Origin of the sequence: Streptomyces sp. IBSBF 2435, from assembly GCF_036815005.1 — a bacterium.
In the GTDB taxonomy this organism is placed as follows: Bacteria; Actinomycetota; Actinomycetes; order Streptomycetales; family Streptomycetaceae; genus Actinacidiphila.
Genome location: NZ_JAJSYW010000036.1, coordinates 16,728 through 40,657 on the forward strand (window position 1 = coordinate 16,728; position 23,930 = coordinate 40,657).

The 23,930-nt window shown below is 73.2% G+C and carries 15 protein-coding genes; 6 read left to right on the plus strand and 9 right to left on the minus strand.

Going from position 1 to position 23,930, the window contains the following annotated elements; genetic code table 11:
• Positions 1–155: 155 nt before the first annotated feature.
• The 6 genes from V7E46_RS10120 to V7E46_RS10145 form a co-directional block, all read right to left on the minus strand.
• The gene (locus tag V7E46_RS10120; protein ID WP_333768102.1) at positions 156–2,423 is read right to left on the minus strand and encodes an ROK family protein; all 2,268 of its coding nucleotides are present in this window, start codon (positions 2,421–2,423) and stop codon (positions 156–158) included.
• Positions 2,416–5,544, minus strand: coding sequence for an alpha-mannosidase (locus V7E46_RS10125; RefSeq protein WP_333768103.1), 3,129 nt, complete (start codon positions 5,542–5,544; stop codon positions 2,416–2,418). Before V7E46_RS10125 ends, V7E46_RS10120 begins: the two co-directional genes overlap by 8 nt.
• A gap of 266 nt (positions 5,545–5,810) precedes the next feature.
• Entirely contained in the window at positions 5,811–6,890 is a 1,080-nt protein-coding gene (locus V7E46_RS10130; protein ID WP_333768104.1) for a Gfo/Idh/MocA family protein, read from the minus strand.
• Positions 6,875–7,528 (minus strand): ThuA domain-containing protein, encoded by a 654-nt coding sequence (locus tag V7E46_RS10135; protein WP_329173909.1) that lies wholly within the window; start codon positions 7,526–7,528, stop codon positions 6,875–6,877. Before V7E46_RS10135 ends, V7E46_RS10130 begins: the two co-directional genes overlap by 16 nt.
• Positions 7,525–8,811: an enolase C-terminal domain-like protein gene (locus V7E46_RS10140; RefSeq protein WP_333768105.1), complete on the minus strand. Its 1,287-nt coding sequence runs from the start codon at positions 8,809–8,811 to the stop codon at positions 7,525–7,527. Before V7E46_RS10140 ends, V7E46_RS10135 begins: the two co-directional genes overlap by 4 nt.
• Before the next feature lie 119 nt (positions 8,812–8,930).
• Complete coding sequence (locus tag V7E46_RS10145) at positions 8,931–9,713, minus strand: IclR family transcriptional regulator (protein WP_333768106.1); 783 nt, start codon at positions 9,711–9,713, stop codon at positions 8,931–8,933.
• Between the two features lie 208 nt (positions 9,714–9,921).
• Here V7E46_RS10145 and V7E46_RS10150 point away from each other — a divergent pair, with 208 nt between their 5' ends.
• The 6 genes from V7E46_RS10150 to V7E46_RS10175 all read left to right on the plus strand — a co-directional run bounded on the left by V7E46_RS10150 (position 9,922) and on the right by V7E46_RS10175 (position 21,194).
• Positions 9,922–11,268, plus strand: a complete 1,347-nt coding sequence (locus tag V7E46_RS10150; protein ID WP_333768107.1) for an ABC transporter substrate-binding protein — start codon at positions 9,922–9,924, stop codon at positions 11,266–11,268.
• Positions 11,265–12,272, plus strand: a complete 1,008-nt coding sequence (locus V7E46_RS10155) for a carbohydrate ABC transporter permease (RefSeq protein ID WP_333768108.1) — start codon at positions 11,265–11,267, stop codon at positions 12,270–12,272. The genes V7E46_RS10150 and V7E46_RS10155 overlap by 4 nt, the downstream gene beginning before the upstream one ends.
• The gene (locus tag V7E46_RS10160; protein ID WP_333768109.1) at positions 12,269–13,159 is read left to right on the plus strand and encodes a carbohydrate ABC transporter permease; all 891 of its coding nucleotides are present in this window, start codon (positions 12,269–12,271) and stop codon (positions 13,157–13,159) included. Before V7E46_RS10155 ends, V7E46_RS10160 begins: the two co-directional genes overlap by 4 nt.
• Complete coding sequence (locus V7E46_RS10165; RefSeq protein WP_333768110.1) at positions 13,159–14,025, plus strand: NAD-dependent epimerase/dehydratase family protein; 867 nt, start codon at positions 13,159–13,161, stop codon at positions 14,023–14,025. Before V7E46_RS10160 ends, V7E46_RS10165 begins: the two co-directional genes overlap by 1 nt.
• The gene (locus V7E46_RS10170; protein WP_333768111.1) at positions 14,018–17,107 is read left to right on the plus strand and encodes an alpha-mannosidase; all 3,090 of its coding nucleotides are present in this window, start codon (positions 14,018–14,020) and stop codon (positions 17,105–17,107) included. Before V7E46_RS10165 ends, V7E46_RS10170 begins: the two co-directional genes overlap by 8 nt.
• A gap of 154 nt (positions 17,108–17,261) precedes the next feature.
• Complete coding sequence (locus V7E46_RS10175) at positions 17,262–21,194, plus strand: discoidin domain-containing protein (RefSeq protein WP_333768112.1); 3,933 nt, start codon at positions 17,262–17,264, stop codon at positions 21,192–21,194.
• 52 nt (positions 21,195–21,246) lie between these two features.
• Here the strand turns inward: V7E46_RS10175 and V7E46_RS10180 are convergent, their stop codons facing one another.
• Genes V7E46_RS10180 through V7E46_RS10190 form a run of 3 tightly spaced genes read right to left on the minus strand, consistent with a single transcriptional unit; the run spans position 21,247 to position 23,723 of the window.
• A complete protein-coding gene (locus V7E46_RS10180) occupies positions 21,247–21,897 on the minus strand; it encodes a thymidine kinase (protein WP_329173927.1) in 651 nt (216 codons plus the stop codon).
• A gap of 48 nt (positions 21,898–21,945) precedes the next feature.
• The gene (locus tag V7E46_RS10185) at positions 21,946–23,139 is read right to left on the minus strand and encodes an alkaline phosphatase family protein (protein ID WP_333768113.1); all 1,194 of its coding nucleotides are present in this window, start codon (positions 23,137–23,139) and stop codon (positions 21,946–21,948) included.
• A complete protein-coding gene (locus V7E46_RS10190) occupies positions 23,139–23,723 on the minus strand; it encodes a DUF5998 family protein (RefSeq protein ID WP_329173931.1) in 585 nt (194 codons plus the stop codon). Before V7E46_RS10190 ends, V7E46_RS10185 begins: the two co-directional genes overlap by 1 nt.
• Between the last annotated feature and the right edge of the window lie 207 nt (positions 23,724–23,930).

A 23,930-nucleotide genomic window follows, 5' to 3' on the forward strand; every position in this document is an offset into this window, starting at 1 on the left:
TCGAGCAGGGCCCGGACGATCGGCGGACTTCCGTGCAAGTCCGAAGAAAGATCCGGGGATTGCGGTAACAACTGGGCAGTGTGTGGCCACCTTTGACGCAAGGTCAAGAGCGGCGGCCTGATTCATAGGACGATTCGGCTCGATGACGACATAAGTCAGGAGCGGTCCCGGCCGCGCAGCCGCGGGGTGAAGGTGGCGTGGAAGATGGTCGAGGCGGCGCCGACCGCCGCGGCCTCCGCGCTGAGCACCGAGCGCTCCACCTCGACCTGCCGCAGCCGGCGCGCCTGCGGGAAGTCGTTCACCACCCGGCCGATCTCCTCCAGGTAGAAGGGTGCCGCGTCGTCGGTGAAGAACGGGCCGCCCAGCACGATCAGATCGATGTCCAGCAGATCGACCAGGCCGAGCGCGCCGCGCCCGATCGCGCCCGCGACCTCGCGCAGCGCCCCGGCCGCCGCCTCGTCGCCCGCCGCCGCGGCCCGGCCCACCGCCCGGTAGGCGGCCGTACTGCCGCCGGCGCCGCCGGCGCCGCCCGCGCCCCGCAGGCCGCGGCGGGCCGCGAAGTCCGGTACGGAGACCGGCGGGTTGCACTCGGGCAGCACCTCGGGCCTGCCGTCCGCGCCGACCCGGCCCAGCGCGATGGCGCACAGCTGGCCGAATTCCCCGGCGTTGGCGCTCACCCCGCGGTAGAGGTCGCCGTTGAGGTAGAGGCCCGAGCCGACTCCCGTACCGAGGTAGAGGTAGGCGAAGTCGCGTGCCCTGCGGTCGCGTCCGATCCACCGTTCCCCCGCCGCCGCGGCCAGCGAGTCCTTCTCGATGATCACCGGGCACGGGAAGTGGTCCTGGAGCAGGTACAGCAGCGGCAGGTCGTTCCAGGCCGACATCAGCGGCGGGTCGAGCACCGTGCCCGAGGCGATGTCCACCGGGCCCGGTACCGCGACGCCGATACCGAGGAAGCCGTCCTCGCGCACCGCACCGCGCGCCTTCTCCAGCGCCTCGCGGCCCAGCGCGACGACCTGGGCGACGAATTCGCCCGGGTCGATGTCGGCGCTGACCGGCCGGGTGCAGGTGCAGACGATCGCGCCGTCCAGGTCGATGACGACCGCGGTGAGCACCTCGGGGTCGATGTGCAGCCCGAGCGCGTGGGCCGCGGTGCCGCACAGCCGGACCGGGGTGCGCGGTTTGCCGGAGGTGGCCCGGCGCTGGGCGTCCTCCACCAGGATGCCCCGGTCGAGCAGCGAGCGGGCGATCCTGGACACCGACTGCTGGGTCAGGCCGGTGCGGTGGGCGATCTCGCCACGGGTGATCGTGCCGGACAGCCGCACCGACTCGATGACCACGCACTCGTTGAAGGAGCCCAGGTCGATCTGGTTGACGCCGCTCGACGACGGCGGGCGCGCCGCCGCACCCGCGGTGCCCCCCTCCGGCACCGCGGCGCGCGGCGACCGCAGGTGTCCCGCGACGCTCTCCCGCAGCCAGCCGACCGGCCCCTCGGCCTGCTGGAGCGCCGCGATCAGGTCCAGATAGACCCGGCGGGACGACTCGGGGTGGCTGGTGCTGTCCAGCGCGACCATCGCGCGCAGGAAGCCGCGCCAGGACGACCTGGCCGGCAGCAGATGGACGCTGGGGCCGCCGGCCGTCCCGGCCTGCGGGTCCTGGCCGCGCTCGCCGGCGCCGGCGTCCCACAGGATGATCGCGTGCAGCGCGATGTCCGGGTGGTGCTCGGCGGCGGCGGACAGGAAGGCGGCCAGGCCGTCCTGCTCCGGGTGCCGCGCCCGCTCCTGCCCGGCCGGTCCGTCCGCCGGGCCCAGCGCGTCGAGCGCGCGGCCGAGCCCGGCGAGCACGTCCTCGCCGATCACGGTCGCGGCAGGCCCCGCGGCAGCCGCCGCGGCGGGCCGGGTGCCGGCCAGCAGCACCGCGCGCCGGGCGTCGGCGTAGAGGCCGAGCACCCAGACGTCGGCGCCGGGCAGCGGCGGCACGGTCGGGACGAAGGGGCCGGGGCCCGCGTCCGCGGTGAGCTGCCAGCGGCGGCGGATCGCGGCCACGGTGGCGTGCGACAGGCCGAGTTCGCGGGCGATGGCCCGCCCCGCGCCGCTGCCGCCGGGGGCGAGCAGGGCGCGGGTGACGACCTCGGCCTCGTCCACGGTGGCGGGCCGGCCGGTGCGCGGGCGCTGTTCGAGCCCGGGCAGGCCCGCGCTCTGCCAGCGGTGCCGCCAGGTGCCCACGGTCTGCCGGGAGATGCCGAGCCGGCGGGCGATCTCGGCGTCCCGCACTCCTTCCTCGGCGAGCAGCACGACCCGGGCGCGTACGGCCATCGGCCCGTTGCCGGCCGCCCAGCCGCGCAGCAGCTCGCGGCTGTCGGCGGCCGTGGCCGTGGCTGTGCCTGTGCCTGTGCCTGTGCCTGTGCCTGTCGGTACGTCAGCCACGGCTCACCCCGGCGTCCCGGGCGGTGGCCGGGGTCAGGCGCAGGGTGAGGATCTGGAAGGGGCGCAGCGTCAGCGGTACGCGGTCTGCGTCGTGCGGACGGGCGGTCAGCGGGGCCTCCAGCAGGTCGGTCTCGTGGACGGCGGTCACGGGGAAGCCCGCGGTCAGGGTGGTGCGGGTCCGGCCGCCGCGTGACTCGTAGAGCCTGACCACGACGTCGCCGCTGCGGTCGTCGGCGAGTTTGACGGTCTCGACCAGCACTCCCGGGTGGTCGGCGGCGATCAGCGGGGGCGGCGCCGGTGTGCCGGGGCCGGGCCGCAGCGGGAGGTTGAGGGCGTATCCCTCGGCGATGGCGTCGCCGATGTCGGCGCCGGGCCGCAGGGTGTGCCGGAAGCACTGGAGGCCGCGGTCGGCGTGCGGGTCGGGGCTGTGCGGGGCGCGCAGCAGGGTGCTGCGGACCACGGTGGTGGTGCCGCCGTCGGCGCGGGTGTGCCGGGTGACGTCGTAGCCGTAGGTCGCATCGCAGGCCAGGGCCACGCCGAAGCCGTGCTCGCCGACGTGGATCCAGCGGTGTGCGAGGGCCTCCTGGCGGGCGGCGTCCCGGGCGGCGTTCTCGTGGGTGGGCCGGGCGACATGCCCGAACTGGACCTCGGCGCGGCTGTGCTCGGCGTGCACGTCGAGCGGCCAGGCGGCCTTGAGCACGGTGTCCTGCTCGCGCCAGTCGACCTCGGTGTCCACCGCCAGCGCCCGGCTGCCGGCGCTCAGCGTCAGTTCCTGGACCACGGTCGAGCGGCCGGTGCCGCGGGTCACCCGGACCGCGGCGAGCAGCGGGCCCGCCGCCGTCACCTCGACGCTCCCGGCGGTGTCCAGGTCGCGGCAGGTGCTGCGGTAGCCGGGGTCGAGGTGCAGCGCGCTCCAGTCGGCGGGCTCGTCACGGTGCAGTTGCAGCAGGTTGCCCGCCTCGCCGGGGGCGACCGCGTCGCGTCCCGTGGCCAGGTCGACGGCGGAGCGCACCAGTCCCTCTGCGTCGACGCGCACCCGCAGCAGCCCGTTGTCCAGCAGGTGGCCGCCGCCGTCGGCGGGGGTGACGGTGACCGGCGCGGTGCCGCCCAGCGGCAGTCCCGCGGGGCCGCCGCCGAAGGCGGGCGCCTGCGCCATGACGGCGATCCGGCCGTCGGGCAGCGGCTGCCCGTGGGCGGGCGGGGATCCGGCGCCGGCCTCGGGCGCGGGCAGGACGACGACCTCGCGGCGCGCGTGCGGACCGGAATTGAGGACGCTCGCGCCCTCCGGGTCGCCCGCGGCCCGCCGGATGAGCCGGTCGAGGCGCCGCTGCACATCGCGGTGGGTCAGCTCGGCCTCGCCGTGCACCCAGGCGATCGAGGTGCCGGGCAGGATGTCGTGGCACTGCTGGAGCAGCACCTTCTTCCACAGCCGCTCCAGCTCGTCGTGGGGATAGGGGACGCCGTGGCATATTGCCGCGGTCGCCGACCACAGCTCCGCCTCGTGCAGCAGTGCCTCGCTGCGCCGGTTGCCGCGTTTGGTGCGGGCCTGGCTGGTGTAGGAGCCGCCGTGCGGCGTCAGGTCGATCTCGCCGCGCCACACCGGGGCGGCGGCGTATTCGGCTTCCGCGTCGCGGAAGAAGCGCGCGGGGGAGCGCACGGACACCCGGGGGGCGCCTTCGAGGTCGGCGAGCCGGCGGGCGCGCTCCAACATGTCCCGGTCGGGGCCGCCGTCGCCGCGGCCGAAGGGCAGCAGCGAGCGGGTGGCGGCGCCCATCTCGGCGAAGTCCGCGACCGCTGCGGTGACGTCGCCGCCGGTCAGGGCGCTGCCATCGGGGCCGCCCGGCGCGAGGTGGGTGAACAGCCGGGTGCCGTCGATGCCCTCCCAGCGGAAGGTGTGGTGGTCGGGGCCCGAGCCGGCGTCGGGGCGCCTGCTGAGGAACCATTTGGCCCCGGACAGCGCGGCGAGCTGCGGAAAGGCCGCGGACGCGCCCGACGCGTCGGGCAGCCACACCCCGTCGCTCTCCACACCCAGCTCGTCGCGGAAGAAGCGCCGCCCGTGGACGAACTGCCGCACCAGCGCCTCGCCGCCGGGCATCTCCGCGTCGGCCTCGACCCACATGCCGCCGACCGGCGCCCAGTTGCCGTGGGCGACGGCCTTGCGGATCCGCTCGAAGACGTGCGGCTGGTGGTCCTTCATCCAGGCGTAGTGCTGCGCGGCCGAGGCGGCGACGATCAGTTCGGGGTATTCGTCGGCGAGCGCGGCCATGGTGCTGAAGGTGCGGGCGCACTTGCGTACGGTCTCGCGGACCGGCCACAGCCAGGCGGAGTCGATGTGCGCGTGCCCGACCGCGTCGAGGCGGTGGGCGGACTCGTGGGCGCGGCGGGCCAGCAGCGGGGCGAGCACCGTACGCGCGCGGTCCGCGGTCCTGGCGACGGCCCGCGGGTCGACGGCGGCGACGGCCCGCTCCAGCGCTACGCGTATCTCGTGCCTGCGGGGTGTGTCGGCGGGCAGCGCCCGCATCAGACCGCTGAGCGTCTCGAAGTCGTGGATCAGCTGCCAGACGGTGTCGTCGCGTACCGCCAGGTCGGCGCGGCGCAGCCGGTACAGCGGGGTGTCGCCCGCGGTGGCGGGGTCGCCGTAGCGGGCGCCCGCGCCGGTGCCGCCCTCGATCCGCGGGTTGGCGGCGGCCTCGACCAGCAGCCTGACGCTCTCGCCGCCGGTCGCGGAGCGGTGCAGCAGGACCGCGTCGAGGTGCGGGTGCAGGCCTTGCAGGGGGATGCCGTGCCCGTCGTGGACCAGGCCCTCGGCGCGCCCGGCCAGGGCGCCGGCGCCGTCCTGCGAGCCGAGGTCGATCAGTGCCTCGACCCGGCGGCCCGCCCACCGCTCCGGCACGGTCGCGCGGACGTCGAACCAGCTGGTCGCCCAGGGGCGGCCCCATGGCTCGCCCACGGTGAAGGGAACGTAGCCGGCGCGCAGGGCCAGCTCCACGGGCACCGGTTCGCCCGCGATGTGCCAGGCGCCGACGTCCATGGGCAGCCGCTGCGGATACAGCGCGGGGCGCAGCCGTTCGGCGAGGAAGGCGGCGGTCCGCTCTTCCCCGGACGTGATCCGGTCATGCATGGGCAGCCCTTCCTGTCCAGCCAGTAACCGCTATGTAAAACCATGTGTGTTATCAAGTCAACGCTTGCGCCGAATTCGACTTTCTCGCTGGTAGTGACCTGCAAGAACACCTGTGTCAGGTGAATTTCCCGCCGAATTGCGCATTCTTCGTCCATTAATTAACCTGACATCGGCGGCACGAAAAGGCGGCGGAGAGATCCGGCCCCCATGACCGGCTCTTTCCGCCGCCTCCCCGTGCTCCGCCGCGCCCCTCCCGGGTCCCGCGGTCAGCCGGTGAGCGGCACCGGGGCGGGCCGCTCGCAGCTGCTCGCCACCGGCAGCGCCCTGCCCTCGTGCGCCGCGTCGAGCAGGGTGAGCATCACGTCGAGGACGTGCTCGGCGACCTCGGCCGACGCCAGGTGCGGCCGGTCCTCGGCCACCGCCGCCGCCATGTCGGCCAGTCCGGTGCCGCGCCCGGCGCCCCGGTAGCCGGCCGAGACCGGCAGCGGCTGCCACGACCCGGCGGTGAACAGCTCCACCGGCCCCTCGAAGCCGTTCGGGTCGGGCACTCCGAGCGACCCGGCGGTGCCGTGCACCTCGATCCGCGGCAGGTGGGCGGCGTGGATGTCGAAGCTCATGACCAGCGTGGACAGCGCGCCGCCCGCGTGCTCCAGCACGCCCGTCACATGGGTGTCGACCTCGACCGCGAAGCGCTGCCCGGCCCGCGGCCCGCTGCCGATCTCCCGCTCGGCGCGCGGGGTGGCGGCGGCTCCGGTGACCTTGACGACCGGGCCGAGCAGGTGCACCAGCGCCGACAGGTAGTAGGGCCCCATGTCGAGCAGCGGGCCGCCGCCCGGCCGGTAGTAGAACTCCGGGTCGGGGTGCCAGGCCTCGTGTCCCGCGGTGGTCATGAAGGCGGTCGCCGCGACCGGGACGCCGATCAGCCCGTCGTCCACCGCCTTGCGCGCGGTCTGGGTGCCGGTGCCGAGCACGGTGTCGGGGGCGCTGCCGACGCGTACGCCCGCGGTGCGCGCCGCGGTCAGGACGGCGGTGGCCTCTGCGCGGGTGGTGGCCAGCGGCTTCTCGCCGTAGACGTGCTTGCCCGCGGCGATCGCGGCCAGCGCGACCTCGGCGTGGACGGCGGGGACGGTCAGGTTGAGCACCGCGTCCACATCGTTCCTGGCAACCAGTTCCCCGACGCCGCCCACCACCTGGGCGCCGGATTGCTCCGCCGCCTCCTTGGCGCGGGCGGGGTCCAGGTCGGTGACCGCGGTCAGCCGCAGCCCGTCGAGGCGGCCGACGGTGCCCAGGTACTGGCCGCTGATCTTGCCCGCACCCACCATGCCGACCCTCAGCGGCTCGCCCACAGCAGTCCCCTCTCGGTGATCGCCCGCACCTCGGGCACGTCGAAGTCGTCGGCCTTGTGGCCGATCGCGGAGACGAAGACCCGCCCCGCCCCACAGGTCCTGGTCCACACCTGAGGCATCACCACATCCTGCGCCCGGTCGCCGCCGGCCGGGAAGACCGTGCTGGCCAGAACCTCGTTGGCCGGGTCGGTGGCCACCCAGTAGTGCTCGGTGTGCACGGCGAAGTCCGCCAGGCCCGCGGTGATCCGGTGGCCGGGGGGCGCCAGGTGGACGGTGTAGTCCACGAAGCCCGGCGGGTGCATCAGGAACTGGCCGCCGGTCAGCCGCTGGTAGTCCACGTCGCCGCGGAAGGAGTCGATGATCCCGCCGTGCCAGCCGGCGAAGCCGGTGCCGGCGCGGACCGCGTCGGCCAGGCCCCGGCTCTGCTCCGCGGTGATCTCGCCCATCGTCCAGCACTGGACGACCAGATCGGTCGCGGCCAGCAGCGCGGCGTCGGCGTAGACGTCGAGCGAGTCGGAGATCTCGACGGCGAAGCCCTGGTCCTTGAGGAAGGGCAGGAACAGGTCGGTGATCTCCACCGGCGCATGCCCCTCCCAGCCGCCGCGGACGACAAGGGCCTTGCGAATCGGGTCGGTCACGGGCGTTGCACGCTCCCATCGGTGTTGCGCAGCAGGGCCCAGCGGTCGTGGGCCAGCGGTTCGGGTACGGGGTACTTCCTCGCCTCGGCCTCGTCGAAGCCGACGCCGTGGCCGGGGGCCTCGTTGGGGCGCAGTCCGCCGTCCCGGGCGGTGACCGTGCCGGGGAAGACCTCGTGCACGGCCGGCTTGAAGGCCGCTGCCTCCTGCACCCCGAAGGCATGGCTGGAGACGTCCATCGCCAGGGTCGCAGCCTGCGCGACCGGGCTGACGTCGGCCGGGCCGTGCGGTGCCAGGCGTACGCCGCGCAGCTCGCACAGCGCCGCGATCTTCCGCGCCGGGGTCAGTCCGCCGAGGGTGGGCACCCTGATCCGGGCGAAGTCGATGTCGGGCCCGGCCAGCAGGGCGGTGAACTGCGCCGGGTCGTGGAAGAGCTCGCCGACCGCGAGCGGTACGGGCGAGGCGTCGTGCAGCCGCTTGAAGTGCCCGGCGTCCTCGGGTGCGAGCAGGTCCTCGACGAAGTACAGCCCGGCGTCCTCGATCCGCCGCAGGAACTCCCTGGCCTGCCGCGGGTCGAGCCGCTCGTGCACGTCGTGCAGCAGCTCGACGCCGTCGCCGACGATCTCCCGTACCCGGGTGAGCACCGCGGGCACGTGCCGCAGATAGCCGGCGCTGTCCCAGGGCGCGCGCCGGGTGCGTACCGCCTCCGGATCGGCGGTGCCGCCGCCCGCGGCGCCGTAGGTGTCGGCGCCGGGGACCGCGGCCTGGATCCTGACGTGCCGGTAGCCGCGTTCGCGGGCGGCCAGCACCCTGTCGGCGATCTCGGCCGCGTCGCGGCCGTCGACATGGGTGTAGGCCTCGGCGAAGGTGCGCACCCGGCCGCCGAACAGCGAGTGCAGCGGCGTCCCGAGGCGCTTGGCCTTGAGGTCCCACAGGGCGACGTCGACGCCGCCGAGCGCGTTGCCGGTGATCGAGCCGCCGCGCCAGTAGGCGCTGTTGAGCAGCAGCCGGTGGATGTCCTCGATGTCGTCGGGGTCGCGGCCGACGAGCAGCGGGGCGACGTAGTCGTCGAGGACCGAGCGGACGGCGAGCGTACGCTGGGGGTCGCTCGCGCAGCCGAGGCCGTAGAGTCCCGGGTCGCTGGTCTCGACGCGGACGACGAGGTGGGGACAGCCGTGCGGGGCTGTCAGGAACGTGCGAACGGCCGTGATGCGGACGGTGGCACCACGCTCCTCGACCCAGGGTGCGGGTGCGAGCGGCGCGAGGCCGGCATCAGGCAAGGCCATGGGTGACTCCCACGTACAGATAGCGGAATAACGTACTGACTCCCGAACGTAAGGAGGCCGATCCGAGTTTGTCAATGCATATGACAAATGAGGACCGGCCGGGGAACAGAGCGTCAGGATCAGTGCTGTCCGAGGCGTTTGAGCAGGGTGCTCAGACTGTGCGCGGCCTCGGTCACGGCCTGCGCGACCTCTTCGAGCCGGGCGTCGTCCATCCGGCTCTTGGGCGCGGAGCAGCTGATCGCGTCCATGCCCTGGCCACCGCCGAGCGGCACCGCGACACAGCGGATGTCGACCGAGTTCTCACCGTCGTCCACCGCCCAGCCGCGCAGCCGGGTCTCGGCGAGCTGGGCGAGGAAGGCGTCGGGGTCGGTGACCGTACTGGGGGTGAGCCGCTCCAGCGGCCAGTCGAGCCGGCGCTGCACCTCGGCGTGGTCGAACTGCGAGAGCACCGCCTTGCCCAGTCCCGTGGCGTGCGCGGGCAGCCTGCGGCCGACCGCCGAATACATCCGAAGGGCGTGCCTGGACTCGCGTTTGGCCAGGTAGACCACATCCTTGCCGTCCAGCCTGCCCAGGTGCACGGCCTCACCGGTCTCCTCCGCGAGCACGTCGAGCACAGGCCCCGCGAGGCTGGTGACGTCGTCGCCCTCCAGGTAGGCCGTACCCGTCAGCAGCGCCTTGAGGCCGATGCCGTAGCGCGTGCCTGAGGGGTCCAGATCGACCCATCTGCGGGCCTCCATGGTCCGCAGGATCGCGTGCAGGCTGCTCTTGGGCACGGCCATGGCCGCGGCCATCTCCGCGAGCGAGAGCCGCGCGCCCCGCACCCCGAGCAGTTCGAGCACCTCCAGGACCCGAGCCGCGGACTTGACCTCTTCGGGCTTCCGCCCGCGCGCCGCTTCTGCCACCGATTCCACTGATCCTCCGCTCCCCGCGCCGACGCCTCACGGCCGCGCTGTGCCCATCTCACCTCAGCGCGCGTCTTGACGCTATACCAAACACGACCCTAAGTTCAGTCACTCCAACGTCATTCGGTCTTCTGAACGACCGGAGCCTAGGTAGGGGCCCATGCGCACACCATTCGCACGTTTTACCCCGAGAACCAGATTTGCCGCTGTGGCTGTGGCGACGGCCCTGTCGCTGAGCCCGCTGGCTGCCTGCGGCGGCGGTTCCTCCGGATCGGGCGACGCCAAGTCGCTCACCATGTGGACCTTCAAGCAGTCGCACGTCGCGGCGCTGAAGAACGCCGCCGCCGAGTTCAAGAAGCAGACCGGCATCACGGTCACCGTGCAGGCCTACGGCCCCGACGACGCCTACACCACCAAGGTGCAGGCCGCCGCCAAGACCCACGACCTGCCCGATGTGCTCGAAGTCCACTCCGACGGCGAGGATCTGGCCCTGGGCGCGACCGGCATCGCCCGCGACATATCGAAGGAGGTCGGCAGCGACTGGAGCGGCCTGTACCAGAAGGGCGTCCAGACCTCCGGCACGGTGACCCCCGCCAAGTACAAGGAGTCCCTGCCCGCCGACTCCAAGTCGCACGGCGTCACCGAGGGCCAGCGCTTCAGCGTCCCGCTGACCTCGGGCACCTTCGGCATCGTGATGGGCAACAAGAAGGCGCTGGCCGCCGCGGGCATCACCAAGCCACCGGCCAGCTACGAGGAATTCCTCGCCGACCTCAGGGCGACCACCGCCAAGGACCCGAAGAACGGCGGGGTCAGCCTCGGCCTGAAGGTCAAGGCCACCGGTCTGACCTGGGTGCTCCAGCCCCTGGCCTTCGGCGAGCTGGGCACCGACAGATACCACGCCCTCTTCGGCAAGGACGCGTCCGGCGACTTCTCTTCGCCGAACGGCCGGAAGGTGCTCGGCCAGTACGCGCAGCTCCAGCCTTACTGGATGCCCGGCACCCAGAGCCTGGACATCGACGCGGCCGACCAGGCCTTCGCGCAGGGCAAGTCCGCCTGGGACATCGGCGGCACCTTCACGCTGGCCTTCCTGGAGCAGAACGGCATGAACCCCGACGACGTGATGGCCTTCGGCATCCCCGGCCCGCAGGGCGGCGCCGTGCCCAAGCCGGCCCTCGGTCCGCTGGCGCTCACCGGCCTGACGGTCTCGGCCACCAGCAGTCACCCGAAGAACGCCGAGAAGTGGATGAAGTTCCTGGCCCAGCCCTCCGTCGCCTCGCAGTTCGCCAAGGACGCCACCGAGGTGCCGTCCACCGAACTCGGCGCGGACGCCGCCTCGGTGATGGGCGCGACGCTCGCCGACATGACCAAGGCCTTCGCCGGCACCCCTGAGACCACGTACGACCCGAGCCTGAACGACTTCCGGCCCGGCAACTACGACCAGGACTCGATGGCGGAGATCCTGGCCGACCTGACCCCGCTCAAGCAGAAGAGCGTGGACGCCACCGGCAAGGCCATGGCCAAGCTGGAGAACTCCTTCTGGGCGACGGCCAAGTGACCACCGCACCCCGTCCCGCACTGACGGAGACGGCCGCCGCCGGCCGGGGACCCGCTCCCCGGCCGGGCGGCGCGGCCGGCCCCGGAAGCGGCCGGCGCGTCCCGCGCCGCCGCACCTACGAGGCAGTCTCCGGTTACCTGTTCGTCGCCCCCGCCGTGATCCTCTTCGCGGTCATGGGCCTGTACACCGTGGGATACGGCTTCCTGCTGAGCTTCGCCCGCTGGAACGGCTTCGCGCCGCACTGGACCTGGGTGGGCGTGCAGAACTACAAGGACCTGCTCTGGCAGAACCCGGCCTACGCCCCGCGGCTGCACCACGCGGCCGTGCACACGCTGTACGTGATGATCGCCGTCCCGCTGCTGACCGTGCTGGTGTCCTTCCCGCTGGCGGTGCTGCTCAACTCGGCCAAGCGGATGCAGGGCGTGCTGCGCTCGGTCTACTTCGTGCCGTACGTGACCAGCGGCGTCGCGGTGTTCTTCGCCTGGCAGTACATCCTCCAGCCGGACGGCGCGGTCAACACCGTGCTCGGCAGCCTCGGCATGGGCTCGCTGTCCCAGCCGCAGGGCTGGCTCGGCAATCCGCACACCGCGCTGCCCACCATGATCGTGGTCACCGTGTGGGGCGCGGTGCCGGTGGCGATGCTGCTGTACCTGACCGGCCTGCAGGGCATCGACCGCAGTGTGCTGGAAGCCTCGCAGCTGGACGGCGCCGGATGGTGGCGTACCAATGTCTCGGTGGTGTGGCCGCTGGTGCGGCCGATCACCTCGATCGTGGTGCTGCTGAACCTGCGCGACTCGCTGCAGGGCTTCCAGACCTTCCTGGTGATGACCAACGGCGGCCCCGGCGACCACACCAACGTGCTCGGCCTTGAGGCCTACCGGCTGGCCTTCCTCAAGGACCTCGCGCCGACCCTCGGTCTGGCCAGTGCGCTCGGCTGGATCCTCTTCGCCGCCGCGCTGGTCATCGCGCTGATCAACCTGCGAGTCATGCGGAGCAAGACATGACAACGATTCCCTTCGCCTCCCGGCCCCCGCGCAGGCCCGGCCCGCCCGGCACCGGAGCGGTGCGCGCCCGCAGGATCAGCGCCCGGGTACTGGTCGGCGCGCTGCTCGCACTCTACGGCGTGATCAGCATCTACCCCTTCCTGTGGATGGTCTCGGCCGCCTTCAAGGACCAGGTCGAGGTGGTGCGCGGCGGCCATCTGATCCCGCACCACCCCACGTTCGACACGCTGGCCGACACCTGGAACCAGCTGCACTTCTTCCGCTACTTCATGAACAGCCTCGAAGTCTCCGCGCTGACCGTGGTGCTGACACTGGTGGTCTACGCGGCCGCCGGCTACGCCTTCGCGGTGCTGGACTTCCCCGGCCGCGGAGCGCTGCAGAAGCTCTTCGTGGCGCTGCTCTTCGTCCCCGGTGTCACGGTGATGCTGCCGATCGTGCTGCTGGAGGACAAGATGGGCATCCTGGGCACCCATATGGGCCTGGTGCTGCCTTTCGTCAACGGCGGGGCGCCGCTGTCGGTGCTGCTGATGACCGGTGCCTTCACCTCGGTGCCCAAGGAGCTGCGGGAGTCGGCGCGGGTGGACGGCGCAGGCGAATTCCACATCTTCACCCGCATCTACCTGCCGCTGACCCGGCCCGCGCTGATCACGGTGGCGCTGATCACCGCGATCCCGACCTGGAACGAGTACCTGCTGACCAGGGTGTCGCTGAACAACGAGAGCACCTACACCCTGCCGCTGGGCCTGCAGACGCTCGCGTCGGAGAACGTGCCGCACTACAACAACCTGATGGCCGGCGCGCTGATCGTGGTGGTGCCGGTGATCCTGCTCTTCCTGAGCCTGCAGCGCTACTTCGTCAACGGCCTGGTCGGGGCGGTGAAGGGCTGATGCGGATCCTCGTCACCGGGGCCGCCGGGCACATCGGCGGCCATGTCACCGACGAACTCCTCGCGGCCGGGCACCAATTGGTGCTGACCGACCTGGTGCCGGTCGGGGAACCGCGGGCCGAACGGGTGCACACCGGCGACCTCCAGGACCCGGACCTGGTGCGCAAGGCGATGGACGGCGCCGAGGCGGTGGTCCACCTCGGGGCGATCCCGCACCCCAACGTGGACGACCGCAGCGCGCTGTTCGCCGCCAACTGCCTCACCGCGCACCGGGTCTTCGACGAGGCGGGCGCGGCCGGGGTGCGCCGGGTGGTGGCCGCCTCCAGCATGGCGGCGGCCGGCCTCGCCTGGTCGCCGGTCCCGGTCTCACCGGCGTACGTACCGCTGGACGAGGCGCATCCGAGCCTGGTCCGCGACCCCTACGGGCTGTCCAAGGTGGTCCTTGAGGAGATCGCGGCGGCGGCGCACCGGCGCTGGGGCCTCGACGCGGTGTGCATGCGCTTCCCCTTCACCGGCACCGGCGACCGGCTCGGCCACTTCCTCGCCGCCTGCGCCGCCGACCCCGCCGCGCAGCGGCACGACCTGTGGGGCTGGCTGCACACCCTCGACGCGGCGCGGGCGATCCGGCTGGCGGTCGAGGGCGACAGCCGCGGCTCCCGGGTCGTCAACGTCACCGCGGCCGACACCACGTCCACCGTGCCGTCCGCGGAGCTGATGGCCGCCCACCACCCCGGGGTGCCCGTACCGCCCTCGGTCACCGGGCACGGCACCCTGTTCGACACGACCGCCTGCACCGATCTGCTGGGGTTCGTCCCCCGGCGCACCTGGCGGAACCCACCCCGGCAGAAAGAGCACATCAGTGCATGACGACCGGCACATCGTCCAAGAGCGGATCACCAAATTCCTGGCCCAGGTGGTCAGGCCCGCCCTCTACGGGGACACCGCGGACCTCGGCCTGGCCGTGTGGCACGTCCCCGGCGAGCCCGTCCCGGTGGCCGACGCCCTGAGCGCGGACTACTCCCCCATGGCGATCGGCGACACCTGGGGCGGCGCCTGGTCGACCAGCTGGCTCAAGGTCACCGGCCGCATCCCGCCGCAATGGGCGGGTCGGCGCGTCGAGGCGGTCTTCGACCTGGGCTTCGACCTGTCGATGGGTCCCGGCGGACAGGCCGAGGGCTTCGTGCACGACGGCGCCGGCTCCCCGCTCCAGGGTCTGCACCCGCACCACCGCAGTGTGCTGCTCGCCCAACCGGCGGCTGGCGGGGAGCCGGTGGACCTGCTGGTGGAGCTGGCCGCCAACCCGATGATCGAGGGCGCGAAGTCGGTCGGCACCCACTTCGGGTCCAGGGAGACCGCGGGCACCGCCCACCTGTACCGGCTGCGGGCCGCGCACATCGCGGTGCGCGAGAACGCGGTGTGGCACCTGCTGCACGACATGGAGGTGCTGGACGAGCTGATGCGGCAGCTGCCCGCGGACGGTTCGCGCCGGCACGAGATCCTGCGCGCACTGGCCCGCGCGATCGACGCGGTCGACGTCAAGGACGTGGCGGGCACCGCGCCCGCCGCCCGCGGCCTGCTCGCCGACGTCCTGTCCAGGCCCGCGTACGCCTCCGCGCACACCGTCACCGCGGTGGGCCACGCGCACATCGACTCGGCGTGGCTGTGGCCGATCCGGGAGACCGTGCGCAAGTGCGCGCGCACCTTCACCAATATGACGACGCTCGCCGAGGAGTATCCGGAGCTGGTCTTCGCCTGCTCCTCCGCGCAGCAGTACGCCTGGATCAAGGAGCGCCGCCCGGAGATCTTCGAGCGGATCAAGAAGGCCGTCACCGAGGGCAACTGGGCGCCGGTCGGCGGTATGTGGGTGGAGGCCGACGGCAACCTGCCCGGCGGTGAGGCGCTGGCCCGGCAGCTGATCCTCGGCCGGCGCTTCTTCGCCGAGGAGTTCGGCATCGCGCAGGAGGGGGTGTGGCTGCCGGACTCCTTCGGCTACACCGCCGCCTACCCGCAGCTGGCGAAGCTGGCCGGGGCGAGCTGGTTCCTCACCCAGAAGCTGTCGTGGAACGAGACCAACCGGCTGCCGCACCACACCTTCGACTGGGAGGGCATCGACGGCACCAGGATCTTCACCCACTTCCCGCCGGTCGACACCTACAACGCCAGCCTGACCGGCGCCGAACTGGCGCACGCGGAGAGCAACTTCGCCGACAAGGGCGCCGCGACCCGCTCGCTGGCCCCCTTCGGCTTCGGCGACGGCGGCGGCGGCCCCACCCGGGAGATGCTGGAGAAGGCCCGCAGGCTGCGCGACCTCGAAGGCTCCACCCGGGTCGAGGTCGGCGACCCCGCGGACTTCTTCGCTGCGGCCCGCGCCGAGTACGACCGGCTGCCGGTCTGGCGCGGCGAGCTGTACCTGGAGAACCACCGCGGTACGTACACCAGCCAGGCCCGCACCAAACGCGGCAACCGGCGGGCCGAGGCGCTGCTGCGGGAGGCCGAGCTGTGGTCGGTGGCCGCGGCACTGCGCGGCGGGACGCCCTACCCGTACGAGCGTCTGGAGTCGATCTGGCAGCGGGTGCTGCTGCACCAGTTCCACGACATCCTGCCGGGCTCCTCGATCGCCTGGGTGCACCAGGAGGCCGAGGCGGTGCACGCCGAGCTCCAGGCGGAGCTGGCCGAGGTGATCGGCACCGCGCTGGACGGCGGCGAGGGCCTGGCCTTCTTCAACGCCGGGCCCTACGCGCGCCGCGAGGTGACCGTACTGCCGGCCGGACCGGGGCCGCAGGAGGGCCAGCCGCTCTCCGACGGGCGGCGGGCCGTGCTGGTGGAGGCGCCGGCGCTGGGCACCGGCCGGGCCGTGGCCTGCGGGCTGCCGCCGGTCACCGCGAGCACCGAGGACGGCACGACCGTGCTGGACAACGGGGTGCTGCGGGTACGGATCGACGCCGACGGCCTGGTGCGCTCCGCCGTGGACCTGCGGGCCGGCCGGGAGGCCATCGCCCCCGGCACCGCGGGCAATCTGCTGCAACTGCACCCCGACGACCCGAACCTGTGGAGCGCCTGGAACATCGACGGCTACTACCGGGACACCGTCAGGGACCTCACCGAGGCGGTGTCGGTGGAGCTGACCGAGCCGGGGCCGCTGCTGGCCGCCGTCCGGGTGGAGCGGGCCTTCGGCGCCTCGCACCTGGTGCAGCATTTGGAGCTGACCGCGGGCAGCGACCGGCTGACGGTCAGGACCGATATCGACTGGCAGGAGCGCGACACCCTCCTCAAGGCCGCCTGGCCGGTCGATGTGCACGCCGACACCGAGAGCGCGGAGATCCAGTTCGGGCATGTGCGCCGCCCCACCCACGAGAACACCAGCTGGGACGCGGCCCGTTTCGAGCTGTGGGCGCACCGCTGGGTGCACATCGGCGAGCACGGCTGGGGCGCGGCGGTCGTCAACGACTCCACCTACGGCCACGATGTGTCCCGGCAGTCCCGCGACGACGGCGGCACCACGACCACCCTGCGCCTGTCGCTGCTGCGCTCCCCGCACAGCCCCGACCCGCAGGCCGACCGCGGCCGGCACCGGTTCAGCTACGCGCTGGTGGTCGGCGCCGACATCGGCGACGCCGTCGCGGCGGGCTACGCGCTCAACCTGCCGCTGCGTCCCGCGGGCGCCGCGCCGGCCGGCGGGGCCCCGCTGATCGGCGTGGACAACCCGGACATCACCGTGGAGACCGTCAAGCTCGCCGACGACCGGTCGGGCGACGTCGTGGTGCGGCTGTACGAGTCGCGCGGCGGTACGGCCCGCGGATCGCTGCGTACCGACTTCGCGGTGGCCGGCGCGGAGATCACCGATCTGCTGGAGAACCCGGTGGACCGGCTCGACGCGGACACCGGCGGCGCCTTCCCGCTCGCCCTGCGGCCCTTCCAGATCCTGACGCTCCGGCTGCGCCGGTCCTGACACCCGGCACGGCCGGTACCGCGCCGCCCCCGGCCCGCTCCGCGGCGGACGGGGGCGGCGGCGGCCCCCGCGCCTGCGCCCGTCGGGAAGCAGGCGGGCACCATCCGCACGACCCCTGACCCGCACGCCCCATCGTGATCCTCGGAGGTTGTCCGTGCCACCCAGACGTACGCGTATCAGGGCGCTGCTGCGCGCGCCCGCCCTGCTGCTGCTCACGGCCGTCGCGCTGCTGCTGCCAGCGTCGCTCCCGGCGTCGGCCGCCGCGCCCTCGCTCTATCCGCTCGGGGTCGGCGCCGACCTCGGCCCGCGGCCCTTCACCCTCGGGCTGACCGCCACCGCCGGGGACGACGCCGGCGGCCTGCGGACCGGGACGCAGGACGGTACGCCGTACTGGCGCACCGATGTCGCGGCCGGCACCGGCTATCTGGCGTTCGACCTCGACCAGGAGTACACCGGTGCGGTGACGGCCGATCAGCTGACCGTCGCCGTCACCTACCAGGACGCGGGCAGCGGCGCCCTGCGGCTGACCCGGGGCGCGGGCGAGGTGCTGGGCAGCGCCGCGCTCGGCGGCTCGGGGGCCTTCAAGACCGAGGCGTTCTCGATTCCCGCGGACTTCTCCGCGGGCCGCCAGCTGCGGATATCCGGCGTCCAGGGCGACGCCCCCGCCGACGTCACGGTCGCCGCGATCCGGGTGGCCGCGGGCCTGTCGGTGAACCTCGGCACCGCCGTCGACACGCACGGCGTCACCCCCAGGGCCGGCGACAACGACACCCACCTGGTCACCGGCGTGCAGGACGGCCGCGGTTACTGGGGCACCGACCGCGGCACCCCGGGCGCCGAGACCGGCTTCTTCTACATGAACGTGGACGACGGCACGCTTTACGACAACCACGACCCGGTCGCCGTCAGCATCGACTACTTCGACAGCGGCAACGGCTCGATCCAGCTCGAATACGACTCCCCGGGCGACACCATCCCGCAGATGTTCAAGCAGTCGCCGCTCTTCACCTACGGCGACTCGGGGACCTGGAGGACCCACACCTTCCTGCTGGACGACGCGATCCTCACCAACCGCTCCAACGGCTCGGACTTCCGGATCACCACCGGCGGCGGCGCCGGCGAACTCAAGGCCGCCCGGGTCTCGGTGACCGCGCTGCCGACCGCGCTCGACCCGACGACCGGCCTCAGGCAGCTGGTCGCGCAGGCCGACACCGCCTACGCGGCGGCCCGCGAGGGTACCCGCGACGGGCAGTACCCGGCGGGCGCCAAGGACACGCTCAAGCAGGCCGCCGACGCGGCCCGCGCCGTCGCGAACGGCACCGGTGTCACCGACGTGCAGGCGCGTACCGCCTTCCACGCGCTGGCCGCCGCGCTCGACGCCTTCCACGCCGCCGCGGTGAACACCGACCTGGCCCACACCGGCACCGCCACCGCCTCGTCCACCGCCGCCGGGTCGTCCCCGGCCGCGGCGATCGACGGCAACGGCGGCACCGCGTGGGTCAGCGGCGACGCAGGCAAGGGCGAGACCTTCACCGTGGACCTGGGCGCCGCCAAGCGCTTCACCGAGGTCCAGGCCAGCTGGACCGGCGCCTTCTCCGCCGACTACACCGTCCAGGTCTCCCGCGACGGCAGGCACTTCACCGACGCGGGCCGCACCGGCAGCACAGGACCCGGCGCGGTCTTCAGCACCGCCTTCCCCGCGACGACCGCCCGCTGGGTACGGCTGGCGGTCCACGGCTATTCCGCGGGCGCCACGAAGGTCGGCCTCGCCGAGCTGGAGATCCACGACCAGCGGGTCGTCACCGGGCACCCGAAGCTGGTCGCCACCCGCTACCCGGCCGACGGCCCGGTGGTCGCCGACTTCGACGTCCGCGACTACGGCGCCGACGCCACCGGGCGCAGGGACGCCACCGCCGCCGTGCAGTCCGCGCTGTACGACTGCCAGGACGCGGGCGGCGGCACGGTGTGGCTGGGCGCGGGCACCTACCGCGTCACCACCACCGTGGAGATCCCGGCCTTCTGCTCGCTGCGCGGCGACCGGCGCGACCCCGACCGCGGCAAGGGCGGCTACGGGACGCTGATCCGCGCGGACCTGCCGCCCGGCGCCGACGGCCCGGTGCTCTTCCGGGTCGGCGGCAGCGCCTCGGTCCAGGGCCTGACCACCTACTACCCGAACCAGAGCGCCACCCGCCCGGTGCCGTACAACTACACCTTCGAGATCCCCGGCCGGGCCTGGCAGGGCGACCAGAACTACATGATGTCCACGGTCGCGCATGTCACGATGCTCGACTCCTACAAGGGTGTCGGCGTCTCGACGCTGGCCAGCGACCGCGGTGAACCCGCCGTGCAGGGCCAGGTCCACGAGTCGGCGACGCTCTCCGACATCAAGGGCACGGTGCTGGCCGAGGGCGCCCGCGCCTACAACGGCGCCGACGTCGGCACCTGGCAGGACATGACCTTCTCCAACTCCTACTGGGCGCAGGCGCCGGCCGCCTTCCACCCGCCGAAGCGGGCCGTGCTCGACCGCTGGACCCGCGCCAACGGCACCGGATTCGTACTCGGCGACCTGGAGTGGGACCAGTTCTCCCGGATCACGCTGTCGGACTACCGCACCGGCATACAGGTGGTGAAGGGCCAGCGCGCGTCCTTCGTCGGCGCCTTCGTACAGACCAGGGTGCTGCGGACCGATGTCGCCCTCCAGGTGGACGACATCGACAGCCGCTGGGGCATGACGCTGGGCGACAGCACCCTCCAGGGCAGCACCGCCTCGGTGCGCAACGCCTCGGCCGGCTACGTGAAGGTCACCGGCACCACCCTGACCGGCCCCACCACCGGCACCGTGGTCGAACTCCCCGGCAGGGTGCCGTCCTACGACGGCCCGCCGAGCACACCGGCGCCCGAGCGGGCGGTCCTCTACGTCGCGAGCGCGGCACCGCACGGCATCGGCTACCAGCCGGCCGCCGACGCCACCGGGGCGATCCAGCAGGTCCTGGACCGGGCGGGCCGGCAGGGCGGCGGCCTGGTCTACCTGCCCGCGGGCTGGTACCGCGTGGCCGGCCATCTGCGGGTGCCCGCCGGGGTGGAGCTGCGCGGCGCCGCCGCCTCCCCGAACCGCGACCTGAGCGGCGCGAGCGCCGGCACCGTCCTGTTCGCGTACGAGGGCAGGAACGCGCCCGACGCCGACACGGCCACCGCCTTCGTCACCCTGGACGGCAACGGCGCAGGGGTGCGCGGGCTGCGGGTCTTCCACCCGGAGAACAACCCGGCCACCGGCTACGTCCCCTACCCCTACGACATCCGCGGCGCGGGCCGCGGCACCTACGTCGTCGACGTCGGCCTGACCAACGCCTGGAACGGCGTGGACCTGGCCGCGCACCGCAACGACGGCTTCGTCGTCCGCAAGCTCACCGGCGGCTTCCTCAACCGGGGCATCTCGGTGGGCCGCGGCGACGGCGGCTCGATCGAGGGCGTCCTGACCAACGGCAATTCGGTGAACCGGGTCGGCTTCGGCATCCCGGACTGGGGCCTGGACGGCGACGTCTTCCCGCAGACCATCGACGGCTGGACCCGCAAGCGCACCGACCTGGTGCACGTCGACGGCGCCCGCGGCCTGACGGTCCTCGACGTCTTCGGCTACGGCATGCACAACGGCCTGGTGGTCGACTCCGGTGACGTCCACGCCTTCAACCTGGGCACGGACAACCTCGGCGACGGCGGCCACACGGTCGCGGCGGGCGCGTCCGCCTCGGTCGAGGCGCTCAACGTGCTGCGCTACAACGGCACGACGTCGGCCGGTCCCGCGAAGCTGTACGGGATCATGGCGATCAACATGACGCAGCAGTCCGTGACGGCGGGCGCGGACCCGGCGACCGGCGGCAGCGTCCGTATCACCGGCAACGCCACCGAGCCCGGCCGCTACGAGAAGGGCGACACGGTGACCGCCACCGCGCTTCCGGCGCGCGGCTTCCGGCTGCTCGGCTGGACGCTGGACGGCGCCGACACCGGCGGCGCCGCGCCGACGCTCTCCGTGCCGGTGACGGCGGACCGTACGGTCGTCGCCAGATTCGGCCCGGCGTCGGCGGGCTGACCGGCCGAAGGACGGGGTGGCCGCCTGATTCAGGCGGCCACCCCGTCCTTCGTCATGACTGCGTCACCGGCAGCACATCGGGCGACAGCGCCGCCGCGCCCGCGCTCGCGCTGGTCGTCCTGCGCCGGTGGTGGCGGCGGCACAGCACCTCGTAGCCCACCTCGGCCGACAGGTCGTCGACGTCCCCGATCACCACCTGCGCGCCCTCCACGACCATCACCCCGCCGACGGTGCGGGCGTTGTGAGTGGCCCGCGCACCGCACCAGCACAGCGCCTCGACCTGGAGCGCCTCGACGCGGTCGGCGAGTTCGATCAGCCGCTGGGAGCCGGGGAAGAGCCGGGTGCGGAAGTCGGTGGTGATACCGAACGCGTAGACGTCCAGGTCGAGATCGTCCACCGCGCGGGCCAACTGGTCGATCTGGTCGGGCGCCAGGAACTGCGCCTCGTCCACGACCGCGTAGTCCACCCGGCCGCCGCGGCTTATCAGCCCGACCAGATGACCGTAGAGGTCCATGCCGTCGGTGACCTCGACCGCGTCGGTGACCAGGCCGAGCCGGGACGACAGCTTGCCCTCGCCCGCCCGGTCATCCCGGGTGAAGATCACCGCCTGCAGGCCGCGGGAGGTGCGGTTGTGGACGATCTGCAGGGCGAGCGTGCTCTTGCCGCAGTCCATCGTTCCGGAGAAGAAGACCAGCTCGGGCATGGGTGGGACGGCGGCCTTTCGATGGGGGACGTGGGGGGACGACGACGGTCAGGAGCGTACTTCGAGCAGCGGCACGAGTTGTTCGACGGAGGTCATCGAGCCGTGCAGCCCGGTCATCCGGGACTCCCCCGGCTCGGTGCGGGTGGCCACGATCGCGATGTCGTCGCTCGCTGCGGCGACGACGTCGCCGATCCTGGCGAGCACCCGCGGCTCCGGGTCGGGCCCGAACCAGCCCGCGGCGACCGCCTCGTCCCGGGTCGCCACCCACATGCGGTCCCCCAGCACCTCGCTCCACACCGCGTGCACGTCGGCCGCGGCGCCGGGCACCGCGTAGACATGCCGGGCCCGGCCCTCGCCGCCGAGCACCGCGACGCCGGCCCGCAGCTCCCAGTCCTCGTCGAAGTCGATCCGCGAGTCCTCGTCGAAGGGGATGTCGATCATGCCGTGGTCGGCGGTGACATAGAGCACCGAGCGCGGCGGCAGCTGCTCGGCCAGCCGCTGCGCCAGCCGGTCCACCATCATCAGCTGCCCGCGCCACGCGTCGGAGTCCACACCGTGCCGGTGGCCCATGGCGTCCAGCTCGCTGTAGTACGTGTAGACCAGCGTCCGGTCCGCCGCGCCGAGCCGGTCCGCGGCCAGGTCGATGCGCTCCTCGCCGGTCAGCCGCCCGTGGAAGACGCCGCCGGACAGCGCCACCTTGGTCAGCGGGGTGTTCTGGAAGGCCGGCGAGGACACCTGGCAGGTCGCGATCCCGGCGGCGTCCGCCAGCTGGAAGACCGTGGGGTGCGGCTGCCAGGCCGCGGGCGACGTCCAGGGCTGCCAGCGCAGCTGGTTCATCAGCGCGCCGGTGTCCGGGTTGAGCGTGGTGTAGCCGGCCAGCCCGTGCGCGCCGGGCGGCAGCCCGGTGCCGACCGAGGCCAGCGAGGTCGCGGTCGTCGCGGGGAATCCCGCGGTCAGCGGACGGCCGGTGCCGCCCGTCGACGTGGGCAGCAGCGAGCACAGATAGGGCGCCTCCTGCGGGTGCCGCCCGATCAGCTCCCAGCCGAGGCTGTCGACCAGGAAGACGCACACCCGGTCGGCGGGGACCAGGTCGAGCCCGGTCGCGGGCATGCCGGGGATGCCGAAGGACGCCACCGCGGCGGGGATCACATCGCACAGCGCGGCGGTGCCGTAGCCGGGCACGGGAGCGGTGCTCAGGTCGAGCGGCACCGGGTCGGCGCCGCCGTGGAACGGATGGCCCATCAGTCGACGGCCGCGGTCGCCTCGGAGAGCGCCTGCGCGAAGGCCAGGGTCTGCCGTACGGTGTCGGGCCCGTCGCCCGCCTCGCTCACCCGCAGCGACAGGTCGTCGGCGGTGGACGAGCCGGTGTAGCCGTGGTCGGCCTCGCAGTTCGGGTCGCCGCAGGCGGCCGGCTCCAGGTCGAGCCGCGAGACGGCGCCCCAGCCGATCGTCAGCACGACCTCGCGGGGCAGCGTGCCCGGTTTGTACGACTCCGGGTTCGCCACGACCCGGCTCACCACGACCGAGGAGATCCGGCCGATCTTCACCGACTCGGTCGACGTCGTGGCGTACGGCGTCGGCGAGGTGTCGTCGGCGGCCTGCTCGTCGGTGTGGCTGACGATGAAGCGGCCCTCGGTCAGTACCAGCACGGTGACGTGCCGGCGCACCTCGTTCGCGTCGAACGTCGTCTCCTGGTGCACCAGATACGACGCGACCGGTTCCTGCCCGACCGCGGCCTCCACGGCCTCCGACACGAGCGTCGGGTAGTAGCCACTGCGTTCGATCGCCGTCCGCAGGCCCTGCGTCGTGGTGCCGGTCTTCGCCATGCGCCCATCCTAATCGCGTCCCCGCCAACCCCCTGCGGGGTGCACACGCGGAACCCCCCCTCACCCCCGTGCGGAGGTGCGCGCCGTTTGCGGTGGGCGCCGCTGTCTCTGGGTGAGTGCTACGTGCGGTGGCCTTCCACCCGCTGCCCCGGTGGGGGCTGAGCGCGCAGTTCCCCGCGCGCCCGGGGGGCGACGCCTGCCGCGGGG